The sequence below is a fragment of the Vibrio sp. B1Z05 genome, assembly GCF_052955985.1.
Genome location: NZ_CP130464.1, coordinates 923,861 through 950,162, shown reverse-complemented (window position 1 = coordinate 950,162; position 26,302 = coordinate 923,861). Strand labels below are relative to the sequence as shown.

The 26,302-nt window shown below is 43.3% G+C and carries 19 protein-coding genes; 6 read left to right on the top strand and 13 right to left on the bottom strand.

Features of this window, described 5'->3' with window-relative positions:
- Window positions 1-230: 230 nt before the first annotated feature.
- The 7 genes from QV280_RS16770 to QV280_RS16740 form a co-directional block, all read right to left on the bottom strand.
- Window positions 231-1,211 carry a transposase gene (locus QV280_RS16770; RefSeq protein WP_216643771.1) on the bottom strand — a complete coding sequence of 327 codons (981 nt, stop codon included), beginning with the start codon at window positions 1,209-1,211 and terminating at the stop codon, window positions 231-233.
- A 207-nt stretch (window positions 1,212-1,418) separates the two neighbouring features.
- Window positions 1,419-3,077, bottom strand: a complete 1,659-nt coding sequence (locus tag QV280_RS16765; protein ID WP_152820131.1) for a BatD family protein — start codon at window positions 3,075-3,077, stop codon at window positions 1,419-1,421.
- 5 nt (window positions 3,078-3,082) lie between these two features.
- A complete protein-coding gene (locus tag QV280_RS16760; RefSeq protein ID WP_447026283.1) occupies window positions 3,083-5,056 on the bottom strand; it encodes a VWA domain-containing protein in 1,974 nt (657 codons plus the stop codon).
- Window positions 5,049-6,017: a vWA domain-containing protein gene (locus QV280_RS16755; RefSeq protein ID WP_152820129.1), complete on the bottom strand. Its 969-nt coding sequence runs from the start codon at window positions 6,015-6,017 to the stop codon at window positions 5,049-5,051. Before QV280_RS16755 ends, QV280_RS16760 begins: the two co-directional genes overlap by 8 nt.
- Window positions 6,014-6,508 (bottom strand): DUF4381 domain-containing protein, encoded by a 495-nt coding sequence (locus QV280_RS16750; protein WP_023404224.1) that lies wholly within the window; start codon window positions 6,506-6,508, stop codon window positions 6,014-6,016. Before QV280_RS16750 ends, QV280_RS16755 begins: the two co-directional genes overlap by 4 nt.
- Window positions 6,509-6,514: 6 nt before the next feature.
- Complete coding sequence (locus QV280_RS16745; RefSeq protein WP_152820128.1) at window positions 6,515-7,519, bottom strand: DUF58 domain-containing protein; 1,005 nt, start codon at window positions 7,517-7,519, stop codon at window positions 6,515-6,517.
- A gap of 10 nt (window positions 7,520-7,529) precedes the next feature.
- Window positions 7,530-8,486, bottom strand: a complete 957-nt coding sequence (locus QV280_RS16740) for an AAA family ATPase (RefSeq protein WP_023404222.1) — start codon at window positions 8,484-8,486, stop codon at window positions 7,530-7,532.
- A gap of 817 nt (window positions 8,487-9,303) precedes the next feature.
- Between QV280_RS16740 and QV280_RS16735 the strand changes: the two genes are divergently transcribed.
- On the top strand, window positions 9,304-9,933 hold the full coding sequence (locus QV280_RS16735; RefSeq protein ID WP_152820127.1) for a heme-binding beta-barrel domain-containing protein: 630 nt from the start codon (window positions 9,304-9,306) through the stop codon (window positions 9,931-9,933).
- A 147-nt stretch (window positions 9,934-10,080) separates the two neighbouring features.
- Here the strand turns inward: QV280_RS16735 and QV280_RS16730 are convergent, their stop codons facing one another.
- From QV280_RS16730 to QV280_RS16710, 5 genes are all read right to left on the bottom strand, one after another.
- Window positions 10,081-12,237 (bottom strand): c-type cytochrome, encoded by a 2,157-nt coding sequence (locus tag QV280_RS16730; protein WP_152820126.1) that lies wholly within the window; start codon window positions 12,235-12,237, stop codon window positions 10,081-10,083.
- Window positions 12,237-12,848, bottom strand: a complete 612-nt coding sequence (locus tag QV280_RS16725) for a cbb3-type cytochrome c oxidase subunit II (protein ID WP_174375522.1) — start codon at window positions 12,846-12,848, stop codon at window positions 12,237-12,239. Before QV280_RS16725 ends, QV280_RS16730 begins: the two co-directional genes overlap by 1 nt.
- Window positions 12,845-14,257, bottom strand: coding sequence for a cytochrome-c oxidase, cbb3-type subunit I (gene ccoN, locus QV280_RS16720; RefSeq protein WP_152820125.1), 1,413 nt, complete (start codon window positions 14,255-14,257; stop codon window positions 12,845-12,847). The genes QV280_RS16725 and ccoN overlap by 4 nt, the downstream gene beginning before the upstream one ends.
- 11 nt (window positions 14,258-14,268) lie before the next feature.
- Window positions 14,269-14,607 carry a c-type cytochrome gene (locus tag QV280_RS16715; RefSeq protein WP_152820124.1) on the bottom strand — a complete coding sequence of 113 codons (339 nt, stop codon included), beginning with the start codon at window positions 14,605-14,607 and terminating at the stop codon, window positions 14,269-14,271.
- Window positions 14,608-14,828: 221 nt separating this feature from the next.
- Entirely contained in the window at window positions 14,829-17,333 is a 2,505-nt protein-coding gene (locus tag QV280_RS16710; RefSeq protein ID WP_152820123.1) for a molybdopterin oxidoreductase family protein, read from the bottom strand.
- A gap of 437 nt (window positions 17,334-17,770) precedes the next feature.
- Between QV280_RS16710 and cobA the strand changes: the two genes are divergently transcribed.
- The 5 genes from cobA (at window position 17,771) to QV280_RS16685 (ending at window position 25,015) form a co-directional block, all read left to right on the top strand.
- Window positions 17,771-18,583: a uroporphyrinogen-III C-methyltransferase gene (gene cobA / locus QV280_RS16705; RefSeq protein WP_152820851.1), complete on the top strand. Its 813-nt coding sequence runs from the start codon at window positions 17,771-17,773 to the stop codon at window positions 18,581-18,583.
- 46 nt (window positions 18,584-18,629) lie between these two features.
- Window positions 18,630-21,203: a nitrite reductase large subunit NirB gene (nirB, locus tag QV280_RS16700; protein WP_152820122.1), complete on the top strand. Its 2,574-nt coding sequence runs from the start codon at window positions 18,630-18,632 to the stop codon at window positions 21,201-21,203.
- A gap of 63 nt (window positions 21,204-21,266) precedes the next feature.
- On the top strand, window positions 21,267-21,611 hold the full coding sequence (nirD, locus tag QV280_RS16695; RefSeq protein ID WP_152820121.1) for a nitrite reductase small subunit NirD: 345 nt from the start codon (window positions 21,267-21,269) through the stop codon (window positions 21,609-21,611).
- Window positions 21,612-21,722: 111 nt separating this feature from the next.
- Window positions 21,723-23,192, top strand: coding sequence for a NarK family nitrate/nitrite MFS transporter (locus QV280_RS16690; RefSeq protein WP_023404575.1), 1,470 nt, complete (start codon window positions 21,723-21,725; stop codon window positions 23,190-23,192).
- Between the two features lie 92 nt (window positions 23,193-23,284).
- On the top strand, window positions 23,285-25,015 hold the full coding sequence (locus QV280_RS16685; RefSeq protein ID WP_152820120.1) for a bifunctional protein-serine/threonine kinase/phosphatase: 1,731 nt from the start codon (window positions 23,285-23,287) through the stop codon (window positions 25,013-25,015).
- Between the two features lie 61 nt (window positions 25,016-25,076).
- Here the strand turns inward: QV280_RS16685 and QV280_RS16680 are convergent, their stop codons facing one another.
- Window positions 25,077-26,024: a hypothetical protein gene (locus QV280_RS16680; RefSeq protein WP_152820119.1), complete on the bottom strand. Its 948-nt coding sequence runs from the start codon at window positions 26,022-26,024 to the stop codon at window positions 25,077-25,079.
- Window positions 26,025-26,302 lie beyond the last annotated feature (278 nt).

Genomic DNA, 26,302 nt, shown 5'->3' with positions numbered 1-26,302 from the left:
TTACATTATTTAATCAATTAATATTGCCACCCACTGTTAATAATGTGGTTAATGAATAGTATTTTTGCTTTTAGTTGTTGGAATCGTTCAATTGCCATTAGGAGTGAGCGTAAATTCTGTCATCAGCTAAGAATTGTCAGGATTTGAGCTAGAAATTTATTTTAGAAGCATAGTTAACTGACCTATAGCCTCATTCTGCTAAAAGGGGAAATATAAGATTAGGACATTGGCTAACTAGCGTGAAGGTATTGGCAGCAGGTTAAGAAGTGACGCCTCTTTTTTTCTAGATGCCCACAATAACAAGTGAGTTCTTCTAACGAACCTACTGGACCATGGAAGATCTTGCCAAAATCTGATGTAAGCTTTAGCCAATTATCATGAGATATATTTAATTTTGTCAGCAAGTTAGCGCTTGTTTCATCAATTGCTCCGGGCTTTCCTTCTTGAAGCATACGACCTGTAGTATCAACGAGTCGGAGATACTCTTTTAGTGAAAATGAAACTCCCTTTGGTTGATGATTAAATTCATTTTCTATAAAGGGCAGTAGGGGTTTGGGTTGTTCTCCTTTTAGCGCTGAACGAATACGAAGCTGAATACTCGTATGCTCTGAGTCTTCTAAGGTTTTGGCTAATTTAGCTCTGATGGGGTTTAAATCCACATAAGCCATACACGCGAGAAGTGCAGCATCATCAAGTAACGCTTGTGACTTAAACCGGCCTTCCCAAAATCGTCCAGTACATTCATCTTCTTGATTTGCTCGTCTCGCTATTGGTTCATTAAGGCAGCGCATAAACCAACTAATATCACACAGTCGGCTACGATAGGTTGCAATCCTATGTTTGAGAGTGGATATTTCAAACTCCTCTATCAATGCACCTTTGGTGAATTTATGAGTCAATTCATCACCTTTGAATAGCTTATGCCATTGCTCCACTACCTTCTGGTCACTCCAATTGTTGACCATATCGACATCAATTCGCAATACAACGTGTAGGTGATTCGACATAACAGCAAATGCCGCGACATCAATGGCGAATATACTAGCAAGTTTGATTAGGCGCGATTCAACCCATGCACGCCTATGGTCATAATTTCTTCCTGAATAAGAGTCATGGCCACAAAGATAAGCTCTGCGGACCACTCGGCTACAGCAGTGATAATATGGGGTGTCTTCGATACTAATTTGGGTTCTGCGAGGACAGGGCATCATATGACTCCAATATCGATAATTTATTGCAGTCTAGGTGAATAATGGAAACCCTGTTATCCATTGTAGAGTGATTTAAGTATGGTTTTTATAGTGGGTGGCTCAATTAATTCCGCAACCGGGCTTATTTATATGCGGGCGTTGAAAGGTTTTATTAGGTGTCCTAATAAAAACCGCCCTCAAATGAAGGCGGTAATTAATAGATATTAACTAAAGACGAGCAAGATCATTCTCTTTATTAATTCCGTTACTTTCAGCATTTTTAATCATTTTGATTAGCGTAGAGCTGTCCCATTCTTTCGATTCTTTTCCTATGAGTGATTGATTCATAAGAGTTATTTGCGCTTTTATTGCAATTGTATCTTTTTGCTTAATATCTTCAGCCTTTAGCCAGCGCTCTAGTATATCTTGAGCTTTTATAGAATCGCCTTGTTGTATCGCCTTTATAAGTTGACGTTGCAGATCACCTTCGATGTGGCTTGTATAAGATGGCTGTTTAGGAGTTGAGTTGTATTGTCTAGCTCGTAACCACATGATGGTGGAAAATAGCCATAACACAGCAAATAGAGCGGTTAATAATTGCCATAATTTATTGTCGTTAGTATGGGTGTCCATATTTTGTGGATGCTCAGTTAAGTTTGCATCTAAATTCATGGGTGGCCTTGTTGTGGGTGTGGGCGCAGGCAGAGTTTCCGGGTTATCGCCAGGGTTTACCTTTATATTTAGTCCATCAACATGACTTGTTTGTGCTTGCTTAGTTATTGAGTTCCACCATTGTACGGTGACGTCTGGTAAGGTGTATTCGCCACTTTGTTTGGCGATTAATACTTGCTTGGTATTCATGGTAACGCTACCGTCATCATTTTCTACAAAGCTTGGTTTTTCACTATATACACGAAAAGCGTCTGGATTTTCTATGGTTAGATTTGGTAATTGTGCAGAGGTAAGCCCTACTGCCGTCAAGCTAATAGTGCGAGTTAGTGAGTCGCCAGCATCAATCGTAACTGATTGACTATTGATGGTTTTGTTATTGTCTAACTGCCAATTTTGAGACAGATCCAATTTAGATGTTGGCAGCCATTGTCCATGATAGTTATCAGGAATAGGCAGTACTTTAATCGCTATCTGCTTAGGCTTGTCATCTAAAGATATAATGTGGCTGCTACCTTGACGGTTTCCATAACGTACTGCACCAGAGAGCGTTGGTGCATTGATCGTAAACTCACCACTTGTCGTGCCTGTCACACGAAATGCTTGATCTATGATAAGTACTTCTACACCATCAACAACCGCTTGATATTGCTTAGGTTCTGCCAATGCTTTTAATTGCAAACCAGATGCCTTTGGTGGCGTTAAATTAGGGTTCTGCAAAAGGCGAGGATCAACCTTAACAATAATTCGAGTGTTTAAGGTGGTGCTTTCATTTGGATAGAGTTCTTTTCTATCTAATTTAGTACGAACCTCAATAAGATCTTTAGTATCAGGCGTTTGCGCATTTTCCGTAACTTTTAAAGTAATTGGCGCTGTTTTTGCATTTTCGATATTAAAAGCAGGAATGGTCAGTGTTCCCGTTTTACGTGGCGCTATAGATACTGTCCATACGCTACTATCGGTACGTTTACCATTCATGATATTTACTGACGAGCCAAAGCTTGGTCGGCTAACATAAAAATTATCAGATAAAACATTTAGATTAATGCTATCACTATCGAGCTTTTCATCTGCGGCCACTTTTAATTGTATAATTTCATCTTTGGTGACTGTAGTTTTGCTGACACTTGCGGTGACATTAAGAGCCCACGACGAAAAGCTACAGAGTAAGCCTGTAGTAAGTGCGAACGTGGAAATAACGGATTTAAATTTAATCATTATCGCTACCAACTTTTCCCATTTGATGCCGGTGTTTCTTTATGTTTTGCTTGAAGTAGCATCTGTGCTTTAAGCAAATAACTAGGGTCTCGAACACTTTCTATTTGTTCTAATTTTCTCATGTCAGGATCAACTTTCTGTTGCTGAGCTTTTCCATTGGATGCCGAAGACAGCGGCTTCGTCTTTTTACCATCAGGAGTTGACTTTTCGGATTCCTTAGCCTGCTGACTATGCTTCACTTGATCTTGTTTTTGCTGATCTTTTCCCGATTTACTTTTCTGTTTAGGTGTTTGTTCAGACTCCGGTTTTTTACTTTTTTGTCCCTTATCTAAGTCCTGCTTTTGAGACCTAGATTGAGGCGTACTAGATGTCTGATTTTGTTCAGCTTGTTGACGATTATTTTTATCGGTTTGACCGTTATTTTGTTGGTCTTTAGATTGACTCTGCTGTGACTTATCGCCAGACTTTTGTTGCTGTTGCTGTTGCTGTTGCTGTTGCTGTTGCTGTTGCTGTTGCTGTTGCTGTTGCTGTTGCTGTTGCTGTTGCTGTTGCTGTTGCTGTTGCTGTTGCTGTTGCTGTTGCTGTTGCTGTTGCTGTTGCTGTTGCTGTTGCTGTTGCTGTTGCTGTTGCTGTTTTTTGACAAGTTCAAGATTATATTTCGCATCAGCATGATCAGGGTTTTGCTTAAGCACAGCTTCATAGCTTTCAATCGCTTTATCCAAGTCACCATGTTGAGCGTACGCATTCCCCAAATTGTAAATAGAGTCGATATCCTTAAATCCCTGTAGGCTATCAATCGCCCCCGCATAATCGCCCGCATTATACTGAGCAGCTGCTTTCCACTTAAAGTCTTTAAATGAGTGGGTGGCACCAGAAAAGTCTTTTTTCTGAAAGGCAGAATATCCGCGTTGGTTTGAGTTTGAGAAGGCGTTATTTAAGGTTGATGCTTGAGCATTATTTGTGTTCAACCCTAGGCCGATAAAGAGTAGCGCGGAGGAAAACACTAAGCCTTTACGAAATAAAGGTAACAAGCACAATAGAGCGAAAGGCATCAACCAAAAGCCGTTATTAATCTTTGCTTCTACCTGCTGTTTTTTATGGGTGTCTCCCGTTTTTGCGGAGATTAAGGTATCGAAGGTTGAGTTTGTGACTAGGTTGGCGATGTCTTGGTTGTCGTGGCGATATTGGGCGAAGTGGCCGTTTCCGATGCTGGCGGCGGATTTTAAGTGGTTGAATTGTGTTTTCGCGATTACAGTGGCGCCAGTTGAAGTGGTCAATAGTGAGCCATCAGCTTGCGGAATTGGTGCGCCGTCTTTGGAGCCAAAGGCTAATACAGATAACGACCATTGACCGTGGTTGAGTAACTCTTTGATGTTGTCTAATTCACTTTGATCAAGATCATCGGCAAATAACAAGATTTCACCTTTGTTAAGACCCGCTTGCTTCATCATAGTGATGGCTTGTTTTACTCCAAGATCGGCTCTTGCTCCCTGAATGGGCATAATGTCGGGAGATAGATTGTGTATCAAATTAGCCAATGTTGCGGCATCAGTGGTGAGAGGGCTTAAGGTATACGCGTCACCTGCAAATGCCACCAATCCTGTTTGCCCTTGCTTAAACAAAGGCAAAATATCTTGCGCTTTGTATCTGATTTGGTCTAAACGGCTTGGTTTTATATCGTTGGCATATACCGAACGAGACATATCTAGCACTAGCACGCGTGCATGAGCAGATTGAGAGGCCGGAATGTTTTGTTTTTCAAAGCTTGGGCCTGCCAATGCGATGATCAACAGCGCAGAAAATATCGAAGGCCATACATACGACCATTTTTTTTGTGGCACTTTATCTCTCATCGCCTTGGCTAAATGTTTAGCGATCATTTGCGAGTTTGCCGAGCTACTTTTCATCCAAGTAAGTAGGATTAGCACAGGTATCACAAGCCAAAATGCTTGCGGATAAAGAAATTCAAAATTAGACATCATTTCTCCTTATCACAACAGTGACCATGACCAGCAAGAAACCAATGAGTGCTGGCCACATAAACCACTCGTTTCTTGGGCGCCAAGATTGAGTAGCTTTTTGGATAGGTTGTAAGTTGTTGATTGTGTCGTAGATGTGTTCCAAGTCTTTTGCGTCACGGGCTCTAAAGTATTGCCCGCCGGTCATTTCTGCAATTTTGGTTAAAGACTTTTCATCCAGATCTTCAGCGGTATTTACGGTGCGAGTCATAAAGAAATCTTGCACTTGCATTTTGCCTGCACCTACGCCGATGGTGTAAATCGTCGCTTTATATTTTTTTGCAATTTCAGCCGCTTGAATAGGGTCCAATACCCCGGCATTATTACTGCCATCGCTGAGTAAAATCATGACACGTTGCGGCGCATCGCTATCGACAAAGGTTTTGGTGGCAAGCCCAATCCCGTCGCCAATCGCAGTTTGAGTACCGATTAGCTTCAGAACCGTTTGGTTTAACTGCTCTTTTACCGTTTCTCTATCGAAGGTTAATGGTGTTTGCAAATAAGCATGATCGGCAAAATAAACCAGCCCTAAGCGATCCCCTGAGCGCTTATCAATAAAGTTTGAAACTACATGCTTAACCGCCGATAAGCGATCAATGTAGTCATTCCCCTGCTGCATATCCTCTTGACTCATGGAGTAAGAAAGGTCAATGACCAGCATCATATCGCGATGTTTAGGGTGTATTTCGATAGGGTCGCCATACCAAACAGGTCGCGCGCTAGCGGTCACCAATAAAACCCATGCCAAAATAGCGAGAATTTTTGCCAGTCGGGTACTTTTGTCTTGTACCGTCGCGGTTTGCGACAGGTGTGGTAAGACAACGAGTGCGTTTGCTGGTTGTTCTTTTAGAAAGCGAAATGCGAGATAAGGCAGGGGTAATGCAAGGAACATCCACCACCATTCAAAGGTAAAACCGCTCATGATTCATTCCAATTCCGATATTTTCTTTTAGGAGGAAGGGCATGCTCAAGCCAATAAGCACAGTCCTCGATTAGCGCAAGGTTAGTGTGGTGTTCATTCACGCCAGAAGAATAAAGTCCTATTTGCCATTGTTCGTTTTTAGCCATAAAGCGAGGCGTAGATAACTGCGAGTCTAAGAAGGACAGCCACTCATCGCCGGTCAAATTAGCGATATCTTCACGTGGAAAGTAACTCAATGCCGCTTGGCGCAATAACTCTTGTGCTTCCGAGATAGTGAGTTGATGCGCGGGTTGATTGAGTATGTGTAAAGCCGCCTTTTTAGCTCGATTACGGTTGCGTATCTTCTTATGCGTAATAAAAGCGGCCAGTAGCACAATCACAATTAACGCCAATCCCCCCCAATATCCCCAAGCCAAAGGCCAAGCGCTTGGCTCGGGTGGCAGGTGAAGTGATTTAAGAGGGAGTGTGTGTGCTTGGTTGGTTTGGGTCATGGATAATTACTTAAGTGAATGATGTAAAAGTTGTTGTAAAACCGGGGTACCGCTTGAAATCTGAGAAAGTGCGATACCGTACTGACTTAATTGTTCAGTCAATAATTGCTGCTGCTGTTCAAACGCATTTTTAATGGCATTTTTGGCTTTACGACTGGATAAGTTAACAGAAACGATATGCTCTTTTGCTTGCAGTTTTTGTACGCCTTTAGCATGGGTGTCCCCCATTTCTATTGGGTCGTATATTTGGATTGCTCTTACTCTGTTGTGGGCTGATATCTGGGTGACCAGTTTAATGTCAGCTTCGGAGAAGGCAGAAAAATCGCTTAAAATGATTAATTCACTACCTTTTTTGCAGCGATTGGCGATAAGTTGCATAGAATCGTTTTGTTCAGAACTGACGCTATCAAGCTGACCATATAGCCCCTGGTTATGCACTTCACACAGTTTATTGAGCAGTTGCAGTAGGGCGACTTTAGATGTGGATGGCCTTATTTCTGTGATGTGGTTGCCGCAGCGGATGAAAGCGCCGACGCGATCTTTGTTGGCGATGGCTATCCATGCTAATAAGCTGGCAAGGTGACACATTTGTACTGATTTAAGCAGCAACTGTGTGCCAGTGAACATGCTGGGGGTTAAATCTAGAAATAAAATCACGGGGCGTTCACGCTCTTCGGTGAACAGTTTGGTGTGCACTTTACCTGTGCGTGCGGTTACGCGCCAATCTATTTGGCGCACATCGTCGCCTGCTTGGTACTGACGCACTTCCGAAAACGTCATTCCGCGCCCTTTGCGTGAGCTAGAATGTTGCCCATTGAGTTGTGACCATAGGCTTTTGGCTGGTGGTTGCCAGCGTTTTCCGTGCAGTTGATAAAAACTCAGCTCGTCAATACTGACAGTTACGCCATTGGTGCTGTCGGGCAGGTGAGCAGACGATAACGTCTGCTCTGTTTTATGCGAACGATGGGCACTCCTGCCCCAAAAAGCATGCGCTTTTAAACCTTCAAACATGCTTGTTGCCTTATGCTGATGCTACAGTGCGCAGAAGCTCTTCGATGACTTTATTGCCGTTGATGCCTTCTGCTTGAGCTTGATAAGTCAACAATAAGCGATGACGAAGCACTGGGTAGATGACGGCATGGATGTCTTCTGGGCTAACAAAGTCGCGCCCGGAAAGCCATGCATTGGCACGAGCCGCACGGTCGAGTGCAATGGTGGCGCGCGGGCTTACGCCCATTTCTATCCAGTTGCTGAGTTGTTCGCTATAAGCGCTTGGCTCACGGGTCGCCATAATCAAACGTATGATGTATTTCTCGATGGTTTCTGCCATGTGAATAGACAGTACCTGACGACGCGCTTCAAAAATATCTTGCTGTGACAATTTGTGGGTAAAGGTACTCACTTCACCCAACGCTTCGCCGCGGTTTAAGCGCAAAATATCCAACTCGCTTTGTGCATTTGGATAATCCACTTCTAGGTGCAGTAAAAAGCGGTCTAGTTGTGCCTCAGGTAACGGGTAGGTACCTTCTTGCTCGATGGGGTTTTGTGTTGCCATCACTAAAAACAGTTCAGGCAGTGGATATGTAGTTTGTCCGACACTGATTTGTTTTTCAGCCATAGCTTCAAGCATGGCTGCTTGTACTTTAGCGGGAGCACGGTTCACTTCATCCGCTAGAACTAATGAATGAAAAATAGGGCCGGGCTTGAACTGAAATTCACCGGTCTCTGGACGATAAACATCGGTACCTGTTAAATCTGATGGTAGTAAATCTGGGGTAAATTGAACTCGATGAAAACTCCCTTCAATACAGTCAGCCAAAGATTTTACGGCGCGAGTTTTTGCCAATCCAGGAGGTCCCTCTACCAAAATGTGACCATCGGCGAGAAGTGCGACAAGCAGTTGTTTAACAAGATTGTCCTGACCAATAACTTGGGTTTCTAAGTAGCGTTGTAGTTGCTGGAAAGACTGCGCTGGCATGTAATTGTTCCTTGTTGCGAGCAAAGCGATAAATAATAGATGAAAGATCCGAGAAAAAGTTCCCTAGTTAGGTCATTGTTTTATCGATAATAAAAATTAACCTAGTTTCTATATCTTAGATTTGGGCACATCAGGTTCAGTTCAAGGGTTTTATACCAATCGTACTAAATAACTGCTCATTCTAGCTTGTTAAAATGCTCGATAACGGCGTTAGAATTTTTGATTGTAGAATCACTACTTATCGAAAAATTCTGCCTTGTTCTCGAGCATTTTTCCTGCGCTAGTTCTGATCACTTACTTAGTGTGATTGGTATTAATTAGCTAATCACTCCCGTCGATGAAAAACTAGACATGCAAGATATCATTGCAATGTTGGAAAGTAATGAACTTAGAGGGTATTACCAAAACGTATTGTCAAAGCGAAAAATGTGCACATTCAAGAAGGAGTGACCAAGTACACTAGCTTTAAATTTCGATGTAAGTTGAGTAGCTAGTCGGTATGTGCATATATTTCAAGCGAACTGTTACGTTAATTGCCATTCGTTTACATTTTTTGGTCTGATGTGTTGCAACAGTTTTAGGCTCTAAGAATGTTAGATAAATATGATGCCGACATTAAGTTTTGTTTTTATTTCCTTTTTTCGGATTAGATAAAATAAGCAAACAAAAAGATAATCGTTTATGTTTTTATTTCATTCATATGTGGTTACATATTTGTTTGCTACTGTAGTCAGATAAGTGGCTTTCGTTAATTTATTTATTATTTGGTTTCGTTACTATTGCGAGGTCATTAACAACAACAATAAATGGATACGACATGAAACTTAAGTCTATAATTGCACTCGCTTTATTAGCCCCTTGTAGCGCCCTCGCTGATCACGATAACACCGTTATTAATGGCCTAGATTTTGGACCATTAGCTCAGTTTGTCGGTACTTGGAAATCAGTGGAAAGTGGTGGTGTTGATATTTCCCCTGCACAAGAAGGAACAACTCAAGGTAAAGGGGCTCCTGCAATTACCCCTTTCTATGAAGTAATGACTTTTGAAGTCGCGGCTGATGCGAAAAATGCCAGCGAGCAATATCTAGTAGCACTTTACTACAAGCAAGAAGTTTTCCGTAAATTAGATGATACAAAATTCCACGATCAGCGTGGATACCTAATTTACGATAAAGACAACCACATGGTTTACAACTCTTACTGTGTGCCTAGAACCACTTGTGTAACAGCTGAAGGCCCTGCGGGCAACGAGATGAGTCTAAAAGTAGCCGCTCGTGGTATTGCAGAGTCTAATTACATGACGGCAAATGCATCAACGACTGATTTTACGATGAATATTAAAATCGATGGCGATACATTAACTTACTCGCAAACAACCGCACTCGATATTTACGGCAACGCTTTTGCACATACCGATTCTTCTGTCCTAGAACGAGTAAAAAAATAATCACAGCTAGTGGGCTTTAGAACAAGGTTTTAGAAACCGCTCCTAAAACAACGCTTAGATTATGGAAAGTTTCCGCTAATAAAAAACCCCAAAAGAAATTTTGGGGTTTTTCTCATCACTTAATGTGACTATTTCACAATATCAATACTATTTGATATTAATGTTGCGATCTCGCTGGTCGTACATATCTGGAGTGGTGTGCACACCGCCTGCATAACCTGCTTTTTCAAGAGTTTCTCGTACCTCTTTGACATCTTCTTCTGAAACGACAATGTCTCTCGCCCCTAAATGGTAGCGAACAAAGGTGATCAGCTCTGCCAGTTTTTGATCAGAGAGCACATCTTCAAAACTCACCATTGGCATAAAGTTTTTATCTTCTACCAAATAGGTTGGCTCTAGTCCGCGCACGGTGACCGCTATGGTGTTAAATGGGTCGCTGTGCATGATAATGCCGTTATTGAGCAGTGCCGGTGCAATTGGATTGCGTCCTTTACCATCAGCGCCATGACAGGCTCCACAGGTTTGCTGATAGATAGGATAGATGTCTGAATTGTAGGCGCTTTCATCAAAGCCTTTCGGCTGTAGAGGTTTTGCATCCGCACTAACAAAGTTATTGGTGTCACCTTTAATGAGGTAATACGCCATCGCTTCAACATCATCTCGGGTCATCAAGCTCAAACTGTTTTTCACCACATCGGCCATACCTGCAAAAGCGGTTCCTTTATCGGAGTGTCCAGTGTGTAAGAAGTCAGTAAGTACTTGCGTATCCCAGCCATCGATATACAGCTCATTGGCAGTGATATCCGGCGCATTCCAACCATCAATGATATTACCTTGGAAGATACGATCGCTGATGATAGCTTGCGCAAGGTTTCGAGGTGAATGACATTCAGAACAGTGCCCTAAACCTGCCACCCAATATTTGCCTTGTTGCCATTTTTCAACATCATCAACGCTGTCTTTGATTTCTGCCGGCACTTCATATTGAAGTGGTGCGGTATCCATAAAGACAATATTCCAACTCAATAATCCAAGTCGAATGTTAGATGGGAATATCATGCTGTTGTCGTCGTTGCGTCTTGCTACTGCTGTGATCGACTGCAGGTATTCCCACATATCTTGCATATCTTGTTCTTTAACATATTGATATGAGGTGTAAGGCATTGCTGGATATAAATAGCCATGACGACCTTTACCATCAACCAATGCTGCTTTAAAGTCTTCATAGCTGTATTCACCAATACCTTCACTGGCGTGAGGGGTTATGTTGGTTGAATAAACGGTGCCAAATGGTGTTACAAACGGCAGTCCGCCCGCAAAAGGTTCGCCGCCTTCGGCGCTGTGACAAGCGACACAATCTCCGGCATGTGCTAAGTATTCACCGCGCTTAATCGCCTCACTATCTAGGCTAGCAATGTGCGCATCTGCATCGATTCGAGATTTCGTTAGCATGGCGCCAATGGCTAAAATCTCGTTGCGAGTCAGTTGCTTATCAAAGGCCGGCATCACGTTGTTCAGACCAAACTTAATGGTATGCTGGATCTCTTCGATGCTACCACCGTGTAGCCAGATATCATCAGAGAGCACCGGTACACCAATATCAACGTTGCCTTCAGAGCCATCGCCGTGACAAGCCGAACAATATTGTTTAAACAGCTGTTTCCCAAGTTCCACTTTCACGGGCGGAACATCGGTATGACGTTGGTTCAACGATGCTAAGAAGTATGAAAGTTTTGATATTTCATCTTCGTTGAGTACTTCGTTGTAGCCCGCCATCGCGCCATTACGACCTTTTTCGATGGAGTGAAGAATGGCTTCATCGCTACCACCATAGAGCCAATCATTGTCAATTAGGTTAGGAAAGTGCTTCTGACCTTGAGCGTTGTCTCTATGACACGCGGCACAATGGGTTTGAAACAGTATTCGCCCTGAATCTGTAATATCACTATTTTGCGCCAGGCTAGCCAGTGAAGTATCGCTTACTGAGGCAATTTGTTGATCAAGGGTAGTGGTTGGTGAACTTAATTTATCATCGCTTTGCTTCCAACCCATTAGCCCTTCCCAGTTACCAAGACCGGGATAAAGCACTAAAAACCCGACTGATAAACAAAAAGCCACAAAGTAACTAATAAATAATAGTTTTGGCGGAGGGGCGTCATTTTCATCGATACCATCAAAGGTACCCAACGCCTTATTGGCATCAGCGTCATGGTTTTTTCGCCAATATTTGACGATGATACTGACCATTAATAGCAAAAAAACAATCGTGCAGATAACAGCCCATAGATTCCAGAAATTACTCATTATTGGATCTCCTCTGCTGTATCAACCCCTAAACTTTGTAGATAATGAATAAGCGCTTCGCCTTTGGTTTTACCGCGAACTTGCAGACGAGCATCGGCAATTTCGTTGTCGCTATACGGCACCCCAAGGGTGCGCAGAGTGCGCATTTTATCGGTAATATCATCACCGGAAAGCTTTTGCTCAAACAGCCATGGATAGGACGGCATAATTGAGGTTGGGATAACGTCTCTGGGATTCACTAAATGCAAAACATGCCATTGGTCAGAATATTTTCGACCTAGGTTAGTTAAGTCTGGGCCAGTACGTTTTGAGCCCCAAAGGTTTGGAAACTCATAGATGTCATCCGGTTCTTGGTTGGCGCGGCCATTACGTTTTACCTCAGGCTCTATAGGGCGCACCATCTGCGTGTGACAAACGTGACACCCTTCACTGATGTAGATATCACGTCCTGCTACTTGAATCGCGGTCAGAGGTTTGGCTTGGCTATTTGCTGCCAACTCCGGGCCCCTGACTATGTTTGGCACAATCAGAACCAAGATAGAAAACGAGGCTACCACTATGGTGGCAATGATCAGAATAAAAACTGACTGTGTGAAATCCTTACTCATTATGATGCCTCCCTTTTAAGTACAAACTTTGGTGTAGTGACGGTCTTATACAGGTTGAACACCATCAGGAATAAGCCAAGTACAAACAAGGCACCACCAAAGAAACGCAGGAATAGCCATGGCGCTTTAAAGTTCATCGCCTCTACAAAGCTGTAAATTAGTTCGCCATTTTCATTTTGAGCAAGCCACATGTAGCCCTCACCAATGCCTGCCACCCACAATGCAATGGCATAAATTGCCACCCCTGCATGGGCTAACCAAAAGTGCCATTTGATCAGCCGAGTAGACCAGAGCTTGTCTTTATCCCACAGTTTCGGGATGAAGTAGTAGAACACCGCGATACCCGACATGCCTACCCAGCCTAAAGCGCCTGAGTGTACGTGGCCGATAATCCATTCGGTGTTATGTGCCATCATGTTAAACCAACGAATTGCCAGTAATGGGCCTTCAAAGGTCGCCAGACAGTAGTAAAGGATGGCGGAGAAGAAAAACATCATGATGTAGTCGTTTTTCAGTTTTTGCTTATTTTGCAATAGGGTCATGGCACTGTTAAATGCGCCACCCCAAGATGGCAGCCACAAAATTAATGACATCACTATGCCAATATTTTGCACCCAAATAGGCACAGAAGAGTAAATAAGATGGTGCGTGCCTGCCCAAGTGTAAAAACCGACTAATCCCCAAAAGTGAATCACAGAAAGGCGATAGGAATAAATTGGTCGCTCAGAGACTTTAGGTATGAAGTAGTAGTTCATACCGATAACGCCTGCGGTCAGCAAGAAGCCCACTGCATTGTGTCCCCACCACCATTGCACTATGGCATCTTGCGCGCCGGCAAACACCGAATATGACTTGGTGAGTGAGGCAGGTAGCGCAAGGTTATTGATGACGAAGATCAGTGCAATCACAATAATAAATGCGGCAAAAAACCAGTTTGCAACAAAGATGTGATTGACCTTTCTTTTGGCTATAGTGCCAAAGAAAAGGATGGCGTACAGCACCCAAACTAATACGATAAGAAGGTCGATTGGCCATTCAAGTTCGGCATACTCTTTTGATGTGGTGTAGCCCAGAGGTAGTGATAACACGGCCAGTAGCAGAACCAACTGCCAACCCCAAAATACCATCCATGCTAGGCTTTTATTAAATAGCCCACATTGCCCTGTGCGCTGCGCAATATACAGCGAAGCACCCATCAAAATATTGACCACAAATCCGTAAATTACCCCCGAGGTATGTAAGGGGCGCAGTCGACCAAATTGAAAATATTCAGAATCAAAATTAAGTACCGGCCAATACAGTTGTGCGGCAAGTACCACCCCAACAATCATACCTATGATTGACCATGTGACGGACGCCACTACAAAATATTTGACGACCTTGGTGCTGTACACCGTGGTTTCGTTTTCCATCAGTTAATCCTTTACTGCTGAGGTTCTTGACCGATCTTTGAGAAGAAGTACGAAATGTCTTCAATGTCTTGATCAGATAGCGAGTCAGCTTGTTGCTGCATTAAAATGGCTAGGCCACTGGTTCGCTCTCTGGCTTTATAATCTTTAAGGGAGGAGATCAGATACCCAAGCTTTTGACCACGAAGGTTAGGGTAGGGATCTAAGGTTGAAATGCCGTCTTCACCATGGCACGTCATACATACTTTTGCCTTGGCTTTACCTACTTCAAATTGGGCATCTTGTGTTGTGCCATCATCTTGCGCAAAGACACTGGCACTAAACCCTAAAATTGCTAATACAAACAGTCTCATCGGTATAAATCCTTTTCCGAGCCTCCATACTGCGTGTTGGAGGAAATGTAACGTTACGCAAAAGTATAGTTAAGTATTCTGATAAGGCATTGCTTTGCTTGAATATATTAAGCAATTAGATGATTATTACATAGGATAAAAATGAGATTGATTATCAATAGTGTTTAATGCTAATCATTCTTACTTTTTATATAAGCAAAATAACGCCAAAATCTGTCAGGTTATACGGGTGTTAATTGAGCCTTTTTTAGGCTCGATGTATGAATGATTTCGTTGGCTTCAATTAACGTTAATGGTTGATTAAAGGCCTGTTTAATCTCTTCTATTTCATTGTTATTAAAGCTCTTTTGTACGCAAAGAAGTTGTGTCGGCCTCTCTTCATTTAAAGTGATCCAACGCGCTCCCTCTTGGCTAGATTCATTGCTGATGTGTCGCAGATTTTGAGTTTGCAAATGTGGTTTTAATAGAGAAGCTAATTGGCTCACTGAGCTGTGAGATTCGATGCGATATAAATAACCGTTTGCTACTTTTTGTTTTACCCAATAATCCACGCCGCTCAATGAAATGGTTTTATTAGAGATAAAAATGGCGCAACTGCGACTTATAAATGGCGCAATAGTGACCGGGGAATGTTTAAATTCGGGTTGTCCAGAAATAGCATCTGTGGTGTTGGCTATCAGGGTGCAAGGTTTGCTATTTTTAGCGGTAGTGTCATTCCAATGAATTGGCATAAATAATTGCTGGGTAGAAACGTCAGTAGTGACACAAGCGCGCACTAAGCTCTTACCTTGTGCATTGGCAACCCAAGCCAGTTGCCCATCTTGAATGGCAAATTTGACTGCGGTATCTGGGTGAATTTGTACATAAGGTTCGCTGGCATGTTCGGCAAGTTTTGCTGATAGACCGGTACGGCTCATGGTGTGCCAGTGATCGCGCGCGCGCCCGCTGTTTAATATTAAAGGCGTTTGCTTGTCTGTTGTAGCGATAGGGGATTTAAAAGTAACGGGGATAAATCGCGCTTTTTCATCTTTGGTATAAAAACGCCCATCACTAAATAGCCTTTGATTAACGATTTGTTGTTGCTGAGCACTAACGGGCCACTGCTGCGGGGTTAAGTGGCTATAACCTTGATCGTTTAAGCAAGTTAAGCCAATCAGATTCAAATCTCGCTGACCTTTGTCATTACCCACACACGTTAATTGGCTGTATTCTCGAAAAATCTCGCCTTCGTGTTGGTAGTTAAAGGCATGCTGATAACCCATTTTTGTTGCTACTTGACTGATGATCCACCAATCTGGTTTAGCTTGCCCTGGGCTTGGAAGAATGCGTCTCTGCCTAGAGATGCGACGCTCCGAGTTAGTGACCGTACCCGATTTTTCACTCCAACCTTGCGCAGGCAATACGATATCAGCCAAACGTGTGGTTTCAGTATCTGCAATACAGTCGGACACCACCACTAGCGGACATCGACTCAGCGCGGATTTAATCTTGGCCGAATTTGGCAGGCTAACCATAGGGTTAGTCGCCATGATCCAAACCGCTTTTATTTTGCCGGATTCAATGGCGTCAAACAGTTCAATGGCCTTTAACCCCGGTTTTGTCGCTAGATTATCTGTATCCCAAAAATCACTGACTAAGCGGATATGCTCAGGGTTATCAAATTCCATGTGCGCGGTGAGTGTGTTGGCAAGCGCGCCGACTTCTCGACCACCCATCGCGTTTGGCTGACCAGTCACAGAAAAGGGACCACTGCCTGCTTTACCAATTTTGCCAGTCGCAAGATGACAATTAAGAATGGCATTTACTTTATCTGAACCACTACTGGATTGGTTCACCCCTTGTGAGTAGATAGTCACCACGCGCTCGGTATTGGCGAAGTTTTGGTAAAAGTCTTCCAACTGTTGCGAGCTTAATTGAGTGATTTGTTCAATATCAGATTGAGCATGCGCCTTGCTTACTGCGCTATCAAAATCAGAGGTATGCGAGGCAATAAAGGCATCATCTAGAGCCTCGCTATTAGCAAGCTGGGACAACAGCCCATTAAAGAGCGCAACGTCTGAGCCTGATGCCAGAGCTAGATGAGTATTGGCAATATCACAGGTGTCGGTTCTTCTTGGGTCGATAACGACGATATTGAGCGCTGGATTGGACTGTTTTGCAGTGCGTAATCGCTGAAATAACACTGGATGACACCACGCAAGGTTTGAGCCTACTATCACCACCATTTCTGCTTGTTCAAGATCTTCGTAGCAGATCGGCACAGTATCGCTACCAAATGCTCGCTTGTGCCCCACGACAGAAGAGGCCATACACAGACGTGAGTTACTGTCGATGTTGGCGGTACCCATAAAACCTTTGATGAGCTTGTTAGCGACGTAATAATCTTCAGTCAACAGTTGTCCTGAGACATAAAACGCTACCGAATCTGCGCCGTGCTCTTGTATGGTGCGAGCAAAGCCTGCTGCGACTTTTGCGGTGGCTTCGTCCCAAGTGATTGCTTGATCACCTTGCTCTGTTTTTAAGGTAGGAGAGAGTAAGCGTCCGTCGTGAATGACCGTCTCTCCAAGGGCAATGCCTTTAGTGCAGAGCTTACCGTAATTGGACGGATGGGATTTATCGCCTCTTATTTCAAGCTCGCCAGACAGTTTAGGCCTTGCTTCTACTCCGCAGCCTACACCACAGTATGCACAGGTCGTTTTGATCCATCCTTCATCTTGCGAAGTCATAGCTAATCCTTAATTGGTATCTTTATCTCTATTGGTTAACAAGCAAAAATCAAACCAAGTTGCTAAAATTCAATAAATATAAAAATAACACTTTATTATCAAATACTTGAAAATACATCTACCACTAAAGTGGTATTGTTTTTGAGTTATAAATAATGAGGTTTACTTTTATATGCACCAAGTTGAGTCTTATTGCACCGCAAAGGGTCATTTTCTGTTGCTCTGGATGTTTGTTGATTAGTTTTATTGGTTTAGTTAATAAAATGTACACCTCATAACCTGTTGTTTATTAATGGCTTATTAATTTATTTCTGACTGTTTATTTAATGTTGGTATCTAAATTGCAAGCTCCCTCTCAGAAGCACTGACAAAATTAGTCGTTTTTAAATAAGCGATACGCGAAACAAGATGCGGTGAAGAGATTGAGGAGCAATATGATGCAAAGACAAGCAAATTATGTAGGGCGTGTAACCCTAGTTGGAGCCGGCCCTGGTGACCCAGATCTTCTCACAGTAAAAGCATACCGAGCGATCACCCAAGCTCAATTTATTATGTATGACAATCTAGTCAGCGAACAAATTAGAGCCCTGTTTCCTAAAGATGCAAAGACCGTTTTTGTCGGCAAAGCAAAGGGCAAACACAGTGCGACTCAGCCAGATATTAATGATTTGCTATTGGATGCAGCCTTAAAAGGTGAGCACGTTTGCCGAGTGAAAGGCGGTGACTCGTTTGTGTTTGGTCGTGGCGGTGAAGAGATGCTAATGCTTGCCAAGCAAGGTGTCGAAGTGGATGTTATTCCCGGTATTACTGCCGCGTCGGGCTGTACTAGCTATGCCAATATTCCTTTAACGCATCGTGGTTTGGCGCAAGGCTGTACTTTTATTACTGCGCATGCAGATAAGAAGTTAGATATTAATTGGGATGCTCTGGCGCAGCTCAAGCAAACCTTGGTTTTTTATATGGGCCTAAGTAAAACCGATATGTTGATGGAAAAACTGCTGTCGGGCGGGATGAGTAAAGAAACGCCAGTTGCTTTCATTGAAAATGGTTGTACGCCTAATCAGCGCGTACATATTGGCAAACTGGATCAGCTCACCGCACTTAAAACTCAACATCAAATTCAATCCCCAGCGCTTATTGTGGTGGGTGAAGTGGTGTCTATTGCAGAGCAGATGAATTGGCTTAGCCAGCTGACTCAGCATCAGTTACAGCAAACTAAACGCAAACAAGTGTTGCCATTGACGGCGTAACCCCACGCTCACGTGAGATAAATTTAGATTTCAAGGAATGAAAATTATGAATAAGCAAAGAGTAGTCGTTGTTGGTAACGGAATGGTTGGCCACAAATATATCGAAAACTTGTTACAGCAAAAAAACGATGATTTGGAGATCATTACCTTTTCAGAAGAGCCTCGTCTTGCCTATGACCGCGTGCATCTTACTTCTTACTTTACCGGCAATGGCGCGCAAGAGTTGATGCTTGCCGATGAAGGATATTACAACGAAAACGGGGTTAAATTTGTCGTCAGTGACAAGGTGGTAAAGCTTGATACGCAAGCTAAGCAAGTCATCACTGAGAGCGGCCGAGTTGAGCCTTATGACACCTTAGTGCTGGCGACAGGTTCTTACCCATTTGTGCCACCCATTCCAGGTAACGACAGTGAACACTGTCATGTGTACCGCACTTTAGAAGATTTAGATGCTATTGAAGAGTCGAGCAAGTTAAGTCAAAGCGGCGTAGTTGTGGGTGGCGGTTTGCTGGGGCTTGAAGCGGCCAATGCTATTAAAGAGCTTGGACTACAAACACACGTTGTGGAATTTGCTCCAAGATTGATGGCAGTGCAGTTAGACGCTGGCGGCGGCGCACTGCTGCGCAGAAAAATCGAATCGTTAGGCGTTTCGGTACACACCGAAAAAGCCACCACTGAAATTGTGGCAGGAGAAAACGCCCGTTACCGCATGAATTTTGCCGATGGTTCGCATCTAGAAACCGACATGATTGTGTTTTCGGCAGGCATTCGTCCGCAAGATGAACTGGCAAGACAAGCCGATATTGAAATTGGCGAACGTGGCGGGATAGTGATTGATGACTACTGCCAAACCAGTGCCAAAGATGTGTATGCGATAGGTGAATGTGCCCTGTGGGATGGCAAGATTTTTGGTTTGGTCGCACCGGGTTATCAAATGGCGAAAGTGGCCGCTCAGCATTTATTACAAGATGAGAATGAGGCTGACAGCGCAGCATTTACTGGCGCGGATATGAGCACCAAATTGAAATTACTGGGCGTAGATGTGGCTAGTATTGGTGAGGTTCACGACCAAACTGAAGGCGCTCAGTCGTACACCTTTAGTGATGAAATCGATCAAATATATAAGCGTTTAATTGTCTCTGAAGATGGCTCAAAGATCATTGGCGCGGTGCTGGTGGGCGATGCTGAGGCGTATGGCACGCTCTTGCAGATGAAGCAAAATGATATGCCTTTGCCTGCCAATCCATCGGTATTGATTTTACCCAATGTTGCGGGCGAAGAGTCTGCGGGAATGGGCGTGGATGCCTTGCCTGATAGCGCGGTGATTTGTTCATGTTTTGATGTCACTAAAGGCGATATCAAGCAGGCGGTGCAGGCGGGTTGTAACACTATAGCTTCGCTTAAAGAGACCACTAACGCCTCAACAGGTTGTGGCGGTTGTAGTGCACTGGCAAAACAAGTGCTTGATGCGGAATTACTGAGCTTAGGCGTGGAAGTGAATAACGACCTTTGTGAGCACTTTGCCTATTCGCGTCAAGAGCTTAGCGACATTGTTCGAGTCAATCAGATCAAAACCTTTGAACAGCTTTTAGCCCAATATGGCAAAGGCCATGGTTGTGAAGTGTGTAAGCCAACCGTGGGCTCAATATTAGCCTCGTTTTGGAATGACTATATTTTGCAAAACGAGCATATGGAGCTGCAAGACACCAATGATATCTACCTAGGCAATATGCAAAAAGACGGTACTTATTCAGTGGTGCCACGCATTGCTGGAGGAGAGATCACCCCAGATCGCCTGATTGTGTTAGGACAAGTGGCAAAAGAGTTTGATCTGTACACCAAGATCACCGGTGGTCAACGTGTGGATCTGTTTGGTGCACAGCTCAACGATTTACCGATTATTTGGCAAAAACTGGTGGATGCCGGCTTTGAAACCGGACATGCCTACGGAAAATCTGTACGTACTGTGAAGTCTTGTGTGGGTAGCACTTGGTGTCGTTACGGCGTGGGTGACAGTGTGCGTTTAGCCATTGATGTAGAGAACCGCTACAAAGGCCTGCGCTCTCCGCACAAAATTAAATTTGCGGTCTCAGGTTGTACCCGAGAATGTGCTGAGGCTCAGTCTAAAGATGTTGGCATTATAGCCACCGAAAACGGCTGGAACTTGTATGTGTGTGGTAATGGAGGCATGCGTCCGCGTCATGCTGACTTACTGGCGACTGATTTAGACGAAGCCACCCTGATTCAATATATCGACCGCATGTTGATGTTTTATATTCGCACCGCTGATCGCCTGCAACGTACTTCGGTATGGATGGAAAACCTTGAAGGCGGTTTAGATTACCTAAGAGAAGTGGTTGTTGAAGACAAACTAGGCCTTGCGGCAGAGCTTGAAAAAGAGATGGCAAACACTATCGTTCAATACCAATGTGAGTGGAAAACCACTTTGCAGTCTCCAGAAAAACTGAAGCGATTTAGCCATTTTATCAATAGTGAGCAACGTGATGACACGCTGAGCTTTGTGTCGGAACGTGAGCAGCGATTCCCTAGTAGCACTGTTGATTCCTCATCTAATACCCAAAGTAGTGAACAAATTATCGATGTGGTTGAGGTGAACTAGTGGCTAAAACCGACAATATAAATTTATGCGAAATAGACGTCATTTTTATCAAGGAGAGAGAATATGAATAATTGGCAAACGATCTGCGATATACAAGATATCGCTCCCAATGTCGGAGTCTGTGCTCTTGTTAATGGCAGACAGATAGCGGTATTTAACTATCAGCGCACCAACACGCTGTACGCTATTTCAAACTATGACCCAATTGGTAAAGCGCAAGTGCTTTCACGAGGCATCATAGGTTGCTTTGAAGGTGAGCCTTGCGTGGCGTCTCCTTTGTACAAACAGCACTTCAATTTGCAGACGGGGCAATGCATTGAAAAACCAGAATGCACGATAAAAACCTATCCGGTTCGTCTTATTGATGGAGCTATTCAAATTCAGGTTAGTGAAGCGGTGGCAGCGTAATGCCTGTCACTGCAGCGCCTTTCATTGTAATGAACGGCGAGCAAGTCAATTTTTCACCCTTTAAGCAGGAAGCTGTCGCTTAAATTAAGCAACAAAAAAAGGATTTATATTATGGATAACAGTAAATTTTCTCTGTTTTCGTTTAGCGGAAAAATGAAAGTCTTACATTTAAGTTGGATGGCTTTTTTTATTACCTTTGTGGTTTGGTTTAACTTTGCACCTTTATTGCAAATGGTAAAAGAGACACTAGGGCTGAGTACCCAAGAGATCAAAACCTTATTGATTTTAAACGTAGCCCTTACCATACCAGCACGTGTGGTTATCGGTATGCTGACCGATAGGTTTGGCCCAAGATTGGTTTATTCAGCGCTACTGGCGGTGTGTTCCATCCCGTGTTTTATGTTTGCCTTTGCTGACTCCTTTATACAGGCTGCAATTGCCCGTTTCTTACTCGGTTTTATTGGTGCAGGCTTTGTGGTTGGTATTCGCCTAGTCTCAGAATGGTTCCCGCACAATGAGTTGGGTACCGCTGAAGGCATATATGGCGGCTGGGGTAACTTTGGTTCTGCTGCGGCAGCATTTACTCTACCGACTATCGCTATCTTGTTTGGCGGTGATGAAGGCTGGCGCTACGCGGTAGCGATTACAGGCCTAATGAGCTTAGTGTTCTCGGTTATCTTTTATCGTTCAGTTTCCGATACACCAAAAGGCTCGACTTACTTTAAACCTAAGCATGTGACTGCAATGGAAGTGACTTCAAAGGGCGACTTCTTCTTCCTATTGATCATGAAAATTCCTATGTATGCGGTGTTAGGTTTATTGGCATGGAAACTGTCTCCTAGCGGCATCGGTATGCTGTCAGACTTTATCGTAAACTGTATCTATGCAGGCTTGGCGGCGCTTTATTTGTTGGAAGTGAGCCAAGTATGGAAAGTGAATAAAACCGTATTTGAAAAGCCTGTAGAAGAGATCCACCAATATAAATTCAAGCAAGTTGCGGTGCTGAACGTGCTGTATTTCGCAACTTTTGGTTCTGAGTTAGCCGTGGTGTCTATGCTACCGCTATTCTTTGCTGAAACCTTTGAACTGACTCCGGTACTTGCCGGTATGGTGGCATCGGCGTATGCCTTTATGAACTTAATGTCGCGTCCCGGTGGCGGTTGGATTTCCGATAAATTTGGTCGTAAACCAACACTATTAATCCTTACAGCAGGTCTTGCAGTTGGGTACTTCTTGATGGGGCAAGTGGGCAGTCACTGGCCAGTATGGCTTGCAGTAGCCGCGGCTATGCTATGTTCATTCTTTGTACAAGCGGGTGAAGGTGCGGTGTTTGCAACGGTTCCTCTAATTAAACGCAGAATGACAGGTCAGATTGCCGGTATGACAGGCGCGTACGGTAATGTGGGCGCGGTGACTTATTTAACCATTCTCTCTTTTGTTGATTATCAAACCTTCTTCTACGTGATTGCGGCAACGGCCGTATTGGGCTTTGTGACTTTGATTTTCATGGAGGAGCCGACCGGTAAAATTGCTGAGGTGAATAAGGACGGTAGTGTGACCTTAATCGACGTCTCTAACTAGCCAGGAATAGAGCTCAATCTTGGTGGATGGTAGCTATATTCAACAGCTGCTTTCACATCAAGGTTGGGCTCTATGCTAATAAGTGATTATTGATGAATATGCCAATCTCTACACTTAAATTACAACATGCGGGGGCGTCGCTAGTTGGCGCTCGCACGCAAAATCAGGATGCTATTTTATTAAAGATTCCTGATAGTGCTGACGAACTCACACACAAGGGAATCGTGGCCTGTATTGCCGACGGCGTGAGTTGCAGTGACCACAGTCAAAGAGCAAGTCATACCGCCGTGGTGCAGTTTGTGAATGATTACTTTGCCACCCCAAGTAGTTGGAGTATCAAACATTCAGCAGGTAAAATCTTAACGGCTATTAATACGTGGCTGTATGAAGAAGGGAGCAAGCAAGCACTAACTCACAACGGATTAGTGACAACCTTTAGTTGTGTGGTCATTAAATCCAATACCGCTCATCTTTTCCATGTAGGGGACACGCGTATTCACTTGTTCAGAGATGGACAACTGCAACTTCTCACCAAAGATCACCAAAGAACCAACTTAGCCAATCACGCATACCTGACCCGAGCTTTAGGCATGGATTCTAACCTTGATGTGGACTACCAGAAGGTGAGTTTACAAAAAGGAGATAGATTTATCCTTACCTCAGATGGGGTACATGACACTATTGATATCACTCCCTTAGCCAGTTCGAGTCAATATACACCGCAAGAAATTTGCGACTTACTTTGTCATGACGCCTTTGAGCAAGGCAGCCAAGATAACTTAAGTGCATTGGTGTTCGATGTGAAAGACTTACCTGCGCACACCTTACCGGAACATCAGTTTTCTATGCTGGCGCGCTCGATTCCGCCTGTTTTGCAAGAGGGCAATAAACTCGAACAATTTCGAGTACTTAAGGTGCTGTATTCAGGTTCGCGTAGTCATGTGTATTTGGTTGAAGACGAATTGACGAGCAAGCGACGAGTATTAAAAGCGCCCTCTGAGCATTATCGCGATGATCTTGATTATCTAAAAGCCTTTGCTAACGAACAGTGGGTAGGGGCTCAGCTCAAGAATACGCGAGTGATGCGGGTATATCCAAGCCCCAACGACAGTCGTTTTGTCTATCAAATATGTGAGTATATTCAGGGGATTACCTTGCGTCAGTGGATGTATGATAATCCGAAAGCAAGCTTACAAGAAACCCGCACTCTGTTAGATGAGATTATCAAAGCACTGCGAGTTTTCCAGCGTGCAGATATGGTGCACCGAGATCTTAAGCCAGAAAACATCATGATTACTCCCGCAGCCGAGGTGAAAATTATTGATTTTGGCGCGGTAAAAGTAAAAGGGCTAGAAGAAATTACGCCCGAATCCCGCGATTCTACCCCGTTGGGCGCAGTCAATTACATTGCTCCTGAATATATCGATTCGGGTAAAGCGAGCATAGTGTCAGATCTGTTTTCAGTGGCGGTGATTGGTTTTGAAATGCTAACCGGTGAGTTGCCTTATAAACCCACCACCAGTCAAAATTTACAAGCGGCAAGGCATACTAAATGGGAATATCGTTCTTTAGTGGATTATCGAACGGACATTCCATCTTGGGTTGACTTAGTGTTTCGTAAAGCCACTCATCACCTTCCACATCGACGTTATCAAGTGCTTGGTGATTTTATTGCCGACTTGTATATGCCTAATAGTGTGTTGCAAAAAGAGTTAAAAGACAGCCCACTAATAAAGAGAAACCCGCTGTTGTTTTGGAAAACCATCGCTTTGTTAGCAACGGCGGTGGCAGTAGCGGAAACGCTGTGGTTGATTTCTAACTAGCATAAAAAAATGACCGCTCAAAGAGCGGTCATCATGTTGATAGAGGTTATTGGTGTTGGGATTATTGACCTGCTACGGTAATAATTTCTTGGATATTGCTATTAAATACCGCTAAGTCATCCCCATTTGCTTCAGATGTTTCTAGCCCTTTGGTAAAGGCAATGCTGAAATTTTTATTGTCTGATAATTTCAGCTGTGTAATTGCATGGGCATTATTATCATTTAGATACATGCTTTTTAATTCTTTTATAATCGGGTTGTTCATGGTTAGAGCAATAGTGACCGTGACTTCATTTTTCTCTTTGTTTTCAGTGATATAAACTGATGAGGAACTAACACCATTTAAGTCTACCGTTTTAAGATTCGTTATATCTTTCAGTGTATCGGCATCGTCACTAGAAAAAATCTTTGTTAGTACCATTTTGTTATTAGTTGGATTGTAAGTCATTTTTACAAATCCAGTAGTATTCGCATCTACACGAAACCAGCTACTATTGTGCATGGTATATACGGTAGAGCGTCGACCTTTAAATTTTGGTTCAATTGTACATGTAAAAATGGTACTACTTGAGGTTTGAATAGTATCACAAAGTTGGTATACCTGCTGTTCGGTAAAGCCTGCATCTTCAAATGTCATGGCGATTTGCTGGTGATTATCTTCAGCTAACCACTTATCTACTTCGGCTTGCGCTATTTGTTTTTGTTTCAATGACATGTTTTTTGCATTGGAATGTTGAATAGACTTTAAGTGAGCATCTTCTTTATTCTGCAGTTTTTGATATTGAGCCTTAGCCACCATACTAACAGGGATATTGTAGTTCTGTTTATTATCTAGCTTATCGATAGTAGTGTCGATATCGCTGTTAGCTGACGGTGAATTAGTGTTTTGAGTGACACTTGGTGCCTTGTTCAAATCTTGCTGGGCACCATGGTCACTAGAGCTTGAACCACCGCCACAGCCTGTCAGAAGTACAGGTGTTAAAGCTAATGCAAATAAAGTGTATTTCATGTTGTCTGCCTTTAAAAATTCTCAGTGTCTATACAAGACGACCTTTCTTTGTAGAGAGAATAATCTTCATACAGAGAAAAAACATGAACACTTGTTTTGATAGTGTGCCACTTTTAGGTTGAATTTTAAGCAGTAGTGAAAGGAAATGATGGCAATATAATGCCGGAAGTATCAATTGAAGCCAGAAGATACCTATAAAGTACAGTGCATAACGTAAAATTTAAAATAGCAAAAAGTAGAATAAGGTGAGGTTAACGGCGAGGTGGCTATTTGAGTGA